Source organism: Streptomyces sp. NPDC102270 (assembly GCF_044766405.1).
Taxonomy (GTDB): domain Bacteria; phylum Actinomycetota; class Actinomycetes; order Streptomycetales; family Streptomycetaceae; genus Streptomyces.
Genome location: NZ_JBIWLX010000057.1, coordinates 1 through 9,710, shown reverse-complemented (window position 1 = coordinate 9,710; position 9,710 = coordinate 1). Strand labels below are relative to the sequence as shown.

Sequence of the window (9,710 nt, the reverse complement as noted above, 5' to 3'; positions counted from 1 at the left end):
CAACCATGGCCCGAATCCGGCCGACCCCGCCGCGCCGCCGTCTCCTCCTTCGGCATCAGCGGCACCAACGCCCACGTCATCCTCGAACAAGCACCGGCCATGGAGCAGGAGGAGTCCGAAGACGGGCCGGTTCTCACCCCGGTGCCGGTACCGCTGTCCGCCCGGACCCCCGACGCCCTGCGCGACCAGGCACGGCGCCTGACCGAACACCTGGCCCGGCACGAGGACCTCGACCTGCCGACGCTCGGACTGTCGCTCGCCGTGCACCGCGCCGCGCTCCCCCACCGTGCCGCGATCCGCGCCGGGGACCGGGAGGAGTTGCTCGCGGAGCTGGCGGTGCTCGCCGAGGGGGGCTCGACGAGCCGCCTGGAACAAGGCACGGCCACCGCCGGCGGCACGGCCTTCCTGTTCACCGGCCAGGGCAGTCAACGCCTGGGCATGGGGCGCGAGTTGTACGCCGCGCACCCCGTCTTCGCGCAGGCTCTCGACGAGGTGTGCGAGCACCTCGACAAGCTCCTCGGGCTGTCTCTGCGCGACCTCATGTTCGGTGCGGACGAGGATGCCGACTGGCAGGCCGAGCTGCTGGACCAGACCGTCCACACCCAGACCGCCCTGTTCGCGCTGGAGGTGGCGCTGTACCGGTTGATCGAGCATCTGGGGATCACCCCGCAGTTCGTGGCGGGGCACTCGATCGGCGAGCTGGCGGCCGCACATGTCGCGGGCGTGTTGTCGTTGGAGGACGCCTGCACCCTGGTCGCCGCCCGCGGCCGGCTGATGCAGGCACTGCCGCAGAACGGGGCGATGGTCTCCGTGCTCGCCGGCGAGGAACACGTGGCCGAGCACCTCGTCGGACGGGAGCACGAGGTCGCCGTCGCCGCCGTCAACGGACCGTCGTCCACAGTGATCTCCGGCGACCTGGCGGCCGTGCTGGAGGTGACCAGGCGGCTGGAGGAGCAGGGCTTCAGGACCCGCCGGCTACGGGTCAGCCACGCCTTCCACTCGCCCCTCATGGACCCGATGCTGGAGGAGTTCGCGGCCGTGGCCCGCGGCCTGGACCTCCGTCCCGCCCGCATTCCGGTCGTCTCCAACGTCACGGGCGCTCTCGCCACCGAGGAACAGCTCACTTCCCCCGACTACTGGGTGCGGCACGTGCGTGAGGCCGTGCGTTTCCGCGACGGCATCACCACCCTGCACGGGCTCGGCGTCACCACGTACCTCGAACTCGGTCCGGACGGGGTGCTGTCCGCCATGGGCCGGGCATGCGTGCCCGCCACCACCGACGTGGAGCCGGAGTTCGTGACGGTTCTGCGCAAGGACCGTCCGGAGCCCCTTGCCCTCGGCGGCGCGCTGGCGCAGCTGTGGGTGCGCGGGACCGCTCCGGACTGGCGGGCCGTGTTCGGCGGCCGGGCGGCGCGGCGGGTCGATCTGCCCACCTACCCGTTCCAGCACCAGCGCTACTGGCAGCCGAACACGGTCCGGGGCAGGGACGCCGCTGCCGTGGGGCTCGGCACGGTGGACCACCCCCTGATCGGCGCCGCGGTCACCCGCGCCGACACCGGGGAGCTGCTGTTCACCGGGCGGCTCTCACTCGGCTCCCATCCCTGGCTCGCGGACCACGTGGTCCTGGACCGGGTACTGCTGCCCGGCACCGCCTTCGTGGAGCTGGCCCTGCGGGCCGGTGACGAGGCCCGGGCCGGTGTGCTGGAGGAGTTGACGCTGGAGGCTCCGCTGGTGCTCGCGGACCACGGCGGCGTGCAGTTCCAACTGATCGTGGGCGCTCCCGACGACTCCGGGCGGCGCGAACTGACGCTGCACTCCCGGCGGGAGGGTGACGACCTCGACCGGCCGTGGGTCCGGCACGCCAGTGGCCGGCTCGCCGGCGACGCCGCCGGACCGGGCACCGACCTCACGGTCTGGCCGCCGCGGGACGCAGTACCGGTCGATCTTATGGATCGTTACGAGCGGCTCGCCCAGCAGGGATTCGGCTACGGTCCCGCCTTCCAGGGGCTGCGCGCGGTGTGGCGGCGCGGTGACGAGGTGTTCGCCGAACTGCGTCTGCCCGACGACCGCGCCGAGGACGCCCGTGCCTTCGGTCTCCACCCGGCCCTGCTCGACTCCGCGCTGCACGCCATCGAACTGGGCGCCCTGCCCGGGACGGGCGAGCCCCGGCTGCCGTTCGCCTGGAGCGGCGTACGGCTGTTCGCCACGGGGTCCGCGGCCGCGCGGGTGCGGCTGGCACCGGTCGGCGCCGACGCCGTGCGGATCGACGTGGCCGACGCGTCGGGCGCACCCGTCGCCTCGGTGGACGCCCTGGCCGTGCGGGCGGTCACCACTGAGCAGCTCGGTGCCGCCGGCGGGGTGGGGCACGAGGCGCTGTTCCAGGTGGAGTGGGTTCCCGCCGCTCCCGGCACCACGCCCTCGGCCACCACCGTCGTACGGCTGCGGGGCGGAGAGTCGGTGCACGAGACGGTGCACGAGGCACTCGCCCGGACCCGGCAGTGGCTGGCGGAGGACCGGCCCGACGAGGAGCGGCTGGTTGTCGTGACCCACGGCGCCGTGGCGGTCACGGCGGAAGAGGACGTGCGCGATCTCCCGGCCGCGGCGGCCCGGGGACTGCTCCGCTCGGCGCAGACGGAGAACCCGGACCGGATCGTGCTGGTGGACCTCGACGACCCCGACGACGACGCGGGCCTGGCGGTGGCGCTGACCGCGGCGGACGCCGAGATCGCCGTGCGCGGCGGCAGGGCATTCACGCCCCGGCTGGGCCGGGTCACCGTGACCGGAGCCGAGACCTCGCCGTTCACCGAGGACGGCACCGTCCTGATCACCGGGGCCACCGGGGCGCTCGGGGGGCTGCTCGCCCGGCACCTGGTCAGTGCGCACGGGGTGCGCCACCTGCTGCTGGTCAGCCGGCGCGGCCGTGCCGCCGACGGGGCGGCCGAGCTGGAACGTGAACTGACCGCTCTCGGCGCCGAGGTCACCCTCGCCGCGTGCGACGTGGCGGACCGCGACGCACTGGACGCGCTCCTCGAAGGCATTCCGGAGGGGCGTCCGCTCACCGGGGTGGTGCACGCGGCCGGCGTGCTCGACGACGGGGTGTTCACGACGCTGACGCCGGAGCGGGTCTCCGCCGTACTGCGGCCCAAGGCCGATGCGGCCCGCAACCTGCACGACGCCACCCGCCATCTGGACCTGGCCGTCTTCGCGCTCTTCTCCTCGATCCAGGGCCTGGTCGGCGGTGCGGGCCAGGCGAACTACGCGGCGGCCAACGCCTACTTGGACGCGCTGGCCGGGCATCGCCGTGCTCTCGGACTTCCCGCGGTCTCGCTGGCGTGGGGGCCGTGGGCGGAGGGCGGGATGGCGGCGGCGCTCGGCGAGGCCGACCGAGGCCGCTTCGCCCGGCTCGGCATGGTCCCGATCACGCCGGACCAGGGCATGGCGCTCTTCGACACCGCGGTGTCGCTCGGCCTGGCCGGGGCCGTACCGCTGCCGCTGGACACCGGGGCGCTGCGGTCGCCGGGGGCGGAACCGCCCGCCCTGCTGCGCGGGTTGATCCGGCCGCGCCGGGCGGCGGCCGGCCCGATGGCCGGTGACGCGGAGCGGCCGTCGGTGGCGGGGGGGCTCGCCGGTCTGACTCCCGAGGAGCAGGAGGAGCAGCTCGTCGCCCTGGTCCGTGGCGAGGTCGCCAGGACCCTCGACTACGGCGTCGACGCGGTGGACGCCCGCCGGGGCTTCAAGGAACTCGGCATCGACTCCCTCACCGCCGTGGAACTGCGCAACCGCCTCAACAAGGCCACCGGACTGCGCCTGCCGGCCACCCTCGTCTTCGACCACCCCAGCCCCACGGCCGTCGCCCGCCTCCTGCTCACCGAACTGGCACCCACCGCCGGTGAACCCGGCGAGGGAACGGGGGCGTCGGCCGACGGGCTCGGCGAGCGGGACATTCGCCGCATCCTCGCCACGCTGTCGATCGACCGGCTGCGCGGCTCCGGCCTCCTCGACCGGTTGTTGGACCTCAGCGAGCCGGTACCGGTGGCCGACGCGGCGCAGGAGGCCGCTCCGGTGCCGGAGACCACCGTCATCGACATCGACGCGCTGGACGTCGAAGCCCTCGTCCGTATGGCCCGTGAGAGCCACGGCTCCTGAGCAGTCCTGGAGAAGGAACAGCATGAACAACACCTCGTCCGAAGCGGTCGTGGCAGCGCTGCGGGACTCGCTCAAGGAGACCAGCAGGCTCCGTCGGCAGAACCAGGAGCTTCTCGACACCGCTCGCGAACCGATCGCCATCGTCGGCATGAGCTGCCGCTACCCGGGCGGCGTCACCTCGCCCGAAGGCCTGTGGCAGCTGGTCGACGAGGGAACGGACGCCATATCGCCGTTCCCCGTGGACCGCGGCTGGGACCTGGAGCGGCTGCACGACCCGGACCCCGACCGGCCCGGTACGTCGTACACCCGTGAGGGCGGGTTCCTGCACGAGGCCGCAGAGTTCGACGCGGAGTTCTTCGGGATCTCCCCGCGCGAGGCACTCGCCATGGACCCCCAGCAGCGGCTGTTCCTCGAAGCGTCCTGGGAGGCCTTCGAGCGGGCCGGCATCGATCCGGCCCGTGTGCGCGGCAGCAGCACCGGCGTGTACGCGGGCATCATGTACCACGACTACGGGCCGTACCTGTTCGAGCCGGTGGACGGAGCGGACGGCCACCGGCTGACCGGCGGGGCCGGCAGTGTGCTGTCGGGCCGAGTGTCGTACAGCTTCGGCCTGGAGGGACCGGCGGTCACCGTCGACACCGCCTGCTCCTCCTCCCTGGTGACCCTGCATTTGGCGGTCCAGGCGCTGCGTCAGGGCGACTGCTCGCTCGCGTTGGCGGGCGGTGTGACGGTGATGTCCTCGCCGGGTACGTTCGTGGAGTTCAGTCGGCAGAAGGGGCTGTCCCCGGACGGCCGTTGCAAGTCGTTCTCGGCGGCGGCGGACGGCACCGGCTGGTCGGAAGGCGTCGGTGTCCTCGTACTCGAGAAGCTTTCCGACGCCCGCCGCAACGGCCACACCGTCCTCGCCGTGGTCCGCGGCAGCGCGGTCAACCAGGACGGCGCCAGCAACGGCCTGACCGCCCCCAACGGCCCCTCCCAGCAGCGCGTCATCCAGGCGGCACTGAGCAACGCGGGACTCACCCCCGCCGACATAGACGCCGTGGAGGCGCACGGCACCGGCACCCGACTCGGCGACCCCATCGAAGCCCAAGCCCTCCTCACCACCTACGGCCGGGCCCGCGCCGCGGACCAGCCGCTGTGGCTCGGCTCCTTGAAGTCCAACATCGGCCACACCCAGGCCGCCGCGGGTGTGGGCGGCGTCATCAAGATGGTCAAGGCCATGCAGCACGGAGTGCTCCCCCGCACCCTGCACGCCGAGGAACCGTCACCGTTCGTCGACTGGGACACCGGTGCCGTGCGTCTGCTGACCGACGCACAACCATGGCCCGAGTCCGGCCGACCCCGCCGCGCCGCCGTCTCCTCCTTCGGCATCAGCGGCACCAACGCCCACGTCATACTCGAACAAGCACCGGCCATGGAGCAGGAGGACTCCGGAGACGGGCCGGTTCTCACCCCGGTGCCGGTACCGCTGTCCGCCCGGACCCCCGACGCCCTGCGCGACCAGGCTCGGCGCCTGACCGAACACCTGGCCCGGCACGAGGACCTCGACCTGCCGACGCTCGGACTGTCGCTCGCCGTGCACCGCGCCGCCCTGGAGGAGCGGGCCGTCCTCCTCGCCGACGGGCCCGACGCGCTGCGGGCGGGGCTGGCGCTGCTCGCCGAGGGGGAGACCGCGCCGCGTCTGGTGCGGGGCGTGCCCGTCGCGGGTGACACGGCGTTTCTGTTCACCGGTCAGGGCAGCCAGCGTGCGGGCATGGGCCGCGAGCTCTACGACGGCCATCCCCTCTTCGCCCAGGCGCTGGACGAGGTGTGCGGCCACCTGGACGGGCACCTCGGCCGCTCGCTGCGCGAGGTGATGTTCGCCGAGGACGGCGAGCTCCTGGACCGTACGCTCTACACACAGACCGGTCTGTTCGCCCTTGAGGTGGCGTTGTACCGGCTGGTCGAACACCTCGGACTGCGCCCGAAGTTCCTGGCCGGACACTCGATCGGCGAACTGGCTGCCGCGCATGTCGCGGGCGTGCTGTCCCTGGAGGACGCCTGCACCCTGGTCGCCGCCCGCGGCCGGCTGATGCAGGCACTGCCGCCCGGCGGAGCCATGCTCTCCGTCCTCGCCGGCGAGGAAGAGGTCGCCGAGCACCTCGCCGGACGGGAGCACGAGGTCACCATCGCCGCCGTCAACGGACCGGCCTCCACGGTGGTGTCCGGAACCGCGGAGGCGGTCGCGGACATCGACGACGCGCTCAGGGCCCTCGGCATCAAGACCCGCCGACTGCGGGTCAGCCACGCCTTCCACTCGCCTCTCATGGAACCGATGCTGGAGGAGTTCCGCCGGGTCGCCGCGGGGCTCACCTTCAACCGGCCGCGGATCCCCGTCGTCTCCAACCTCACCGGAGACCTCGCCACCGCCGAACAGCTCACCTCGCCCGACTACTGGGTGCGGCACGTCCGTGAGGCCGTGCGCTTCCGCGACGGCATCACCACCCTGCACGAGCGGGGCGTCACCACCTACCTCGAACTCGGCCCGGACGGCGTGCTGTCCGCCATGGGCCGGGCGTGCGTGCCCGACACCACCACCGAGGTGGAGCCGGAGTTCATCGCGGTCCTGCGAAGGGACCGCACCGCGGCGGAGTCCCTGACGACGGCGCTGGCGCAGATGTGGACGCGTGGTGCCGCCCCCGACTGGCAGGCGCTCCTGCACGGTCGCAGGACCCGTCCGTCCGATCTGCCGACGTACGCCTTCCAGCGCCGACGCTACTGGCTGAACCATGACGACTCGCGCAGCGCCGACGCGGACGCCGCCGGGCTGGGCCTCGGGCCGGCCGGGCACCCGTTGCTCGGTGCCGCCGTCTCGCTGGCCGACTCCGACCACCTGGTGCTCACGACGCGGCTGTCTGTCGACGACCATCCCTGGCTGGCGGACCACGCCGTGCTCGACACGGTCCTGCTGCCGGGCACCGCGCTGGTCGAACTCGCCCTGCGCGCGGGCGAACTGGCGGACCACACGCTGCTGGAGGAACTGACCCTCGAGTCGCCGCTGGGCCTGCCGTCGTCGGGAGGCGTACAGGTGCAGGTGTCGGTGGGGACCGCTGACGACTCCGGTCGCTGCTCCTTCAGCGTCCACTCGCGTCCCGCCACGGACCCGGCCGACGGGCCGTGGACCCGGCACGGCACCGGCGTTCTGGCCCGCGACTACGCCCGGGACACCCACACCGGGGACACGCTGGTCGACTGGCCGCCGCGGGACGCGGAACCGGTGGATCTTGACGGCTGGTACGAGACCCTCGCCGCGAAGGGCTTCTCCTACGGTCCGGCCTTCCAGGGGCTGCGACAGGTGTGGCGGCGCGACGACGCGGTCTTCGCCGAGATCGCCCTGGCGGACGGACAGGCCGCGGAGGCGGGGCGGTTCGGTCTGCACCCGGCCCTGCTCGACGCGGCACTGCACGCCATCGAGCTGGGCGTGCTGGAAGGGTCCGGGGATCCCCGGCTGCCGTTCTCGTTCAGCGGCGTGCGGCTGCACGCGACGGGGGCGGCCACGATCCGTGTGCGGCTGACGCGGGTCGGCTCCGACGCCGTGTCGCTGCTGGTGGCGGACGGCACCGGGGAACCGGTGGCCGAGGTGGGGGTGCTGGCGCTGCGCACCGTGTCCGGTACGCAGGTGCGCGGCGCGCTCCGGTCCGACGGGCACGACGCGCTGTTCCGCGTGGAGTGGGTCCCCGTGGCGGCCGACAGCGTCGGCACCCCGGCACCGGCGGCCACGGTGCTGCGGGTGCCGGCGGACGGCTCGGTGCACGACAACGTCCATCTGGTCCTCGGCCGGGTCCAGGGTTGGCTCGCCGAGGACCGGCCCGAGGACGAGCGGCTGGTGGTGCTCACCACGGGGGCGGTCTCGGTCACGGGAGAGGCCCCGGACCCGGCGGGCGCGGCCGTCTGGGGTCTGCTGCGCTCGGCGCAGACGGAGAACCCGGACCGGATCGTGCTGGTCGACGTCGAGAACCCCGACGTCACCGCAGAGGCGGGGTTCGTCATCGCGGGTGAGCCTCAGCTCGCCGTACGCGAGGGCCGGTTCTTCGCTCCACGTCTGGCCAGGACGACCGCTCCGGAGCCCGGGCCCTCACCGTTCACCCCCGAGGGCACGGTGCTCGTCACGGGAGCAACCGGCGCCCTCGGCGGGCTCTTCGCCCGCCACCTCGTGACCGAGCACGGGGTGCGCCACCTGCTGCTGGTCAGCCGGCGCGGCCGCGCCGCCGACGGGGCGGCCGAACTGGAGCGGCAGCTGACCGCGCTCGGTGCCACGGTCACCTTCGCCGCCTGTGACGTCGCCGACCGCGCCGCCTTGGATGCCCTCCTGGCCGGTGTCCCGGGCGAGCACCCGCTCACCGGTGTGCTGCACGCGGCCGGAGTCCTCGACGACGGGGTGTTCACCTCTCTCACCCCCGAGCGCGTCTCCGCCGTACTGCGCCCCAAGGCGGACGCCGCGCGCAACCTCGATGAGGCGACCCGGGGACTGGGGCTGTCGGTCTTCGCACTCTTCTCCTCCGTCGCCGGTACCTACGGGACGGCGGGACAGAGCAGTTACGCTTCGGCGAACGCCTGGCTGGACGCGCTGGCACAGCGGCGCCGCGCCGAGGGTCTGCCCGCGGTGTCGCTGGGCTGGGGCGCCTGGGCGGACGACGGGATGGCCACGACGCTCGGCGAGAGCGACCTCGCGCGTCTGGCCCGCACCGGCATCGGTTCCCTGGATCCGGCCAAGGGCCTGGAACTGTTCGACACGGCCCTGACGCTCGGAGTTCCGGACGTGGTGCCGATGGTGCTGGACACCGCCGGTCTGCGGGCCCGGGGCGCAGAGATCCCGTCCCTCCTGCGGGGACTGGTGCGGATGCCGGTGCGCCGTGCCGCACGGGACGGGGCCGGATCGTCCGCCGGTTCCCTCGCCCAGCGACTGGCCGGGGTCCAGGACGAGCAGCGCGAGGCGTTCCTCCTGGATCTCGTCCTGGTCGAGGTCGCCGCCGCGCTGAACTACGCGGGGCCGGCCGCGGTGGACGCCCGCCGGGGCTTCAAGGAACTCGGCATCGACTCCCTCACCGCCGTGGAACTGCGCAACCGCCTCAACAAGGCCACCGGACTGCGCCTGCCGGCCACCCTCGTCTTCGACCACCCCAGCCCCACGGCCGTCGCCCGCCTCCTGCTCACCGAACTGGCACCCACCGCCGGTGAACCCGCCGTGCCCTCGGTGCTCTCCGCACCCAGGGCCGCGGACGACGACGATCCGGTCGTCGTCGTCGGGATGAGCAGCCGGCTGCCCGGCGGCCTCGACTCCCCCGAGGAGCTGTGGGAGCTCGTAGCGTCGGGAGGCGAGGCGATCTCCGGTTTCCCGGCCGACCGGGGCTGGGACCTGGAGGCGCTGTTCGACTCCGACCCGGACACCCCGGGCACCTCCTACGTGAGGGAGGGCGGGTTCCTGCACGAGGCGGCGGAGTTCGACGCGGAGTTCTTCGGGATCTCCCCGCGCGAGGCGCTCGCCATGGACCCCCAGCAGCGGCTGCTGCTGGAAACCTCCTGGG

2 protein-coding genes are annotated in these 9,710 nt (G+C 73.5%); both read left to right on the top strand.

Annotated features, from left to right (window positions below; translation table 11 throughout):
• The coding region (locus ACIRP7_RS45365) for an SDR family NAD(P)-dependent oxidoreductase (protein ID WP_403672875.1) at positions 1 to 4,146 on the top strand (4,146 nt) is incomplete at its 5' end.
• A 22-nt stretch (positions 4,147 to 4,168) separates the two neighbouring features.
• The coding region (locus ACIRP7_RS45360; RefSeq protein ID WP_403672872.1) for an SDR family NAD(P)-dependent oxidoreductase at positions 4,169 to 9,710 on the top strand (5,542 nt) is incomplete at its 3' end.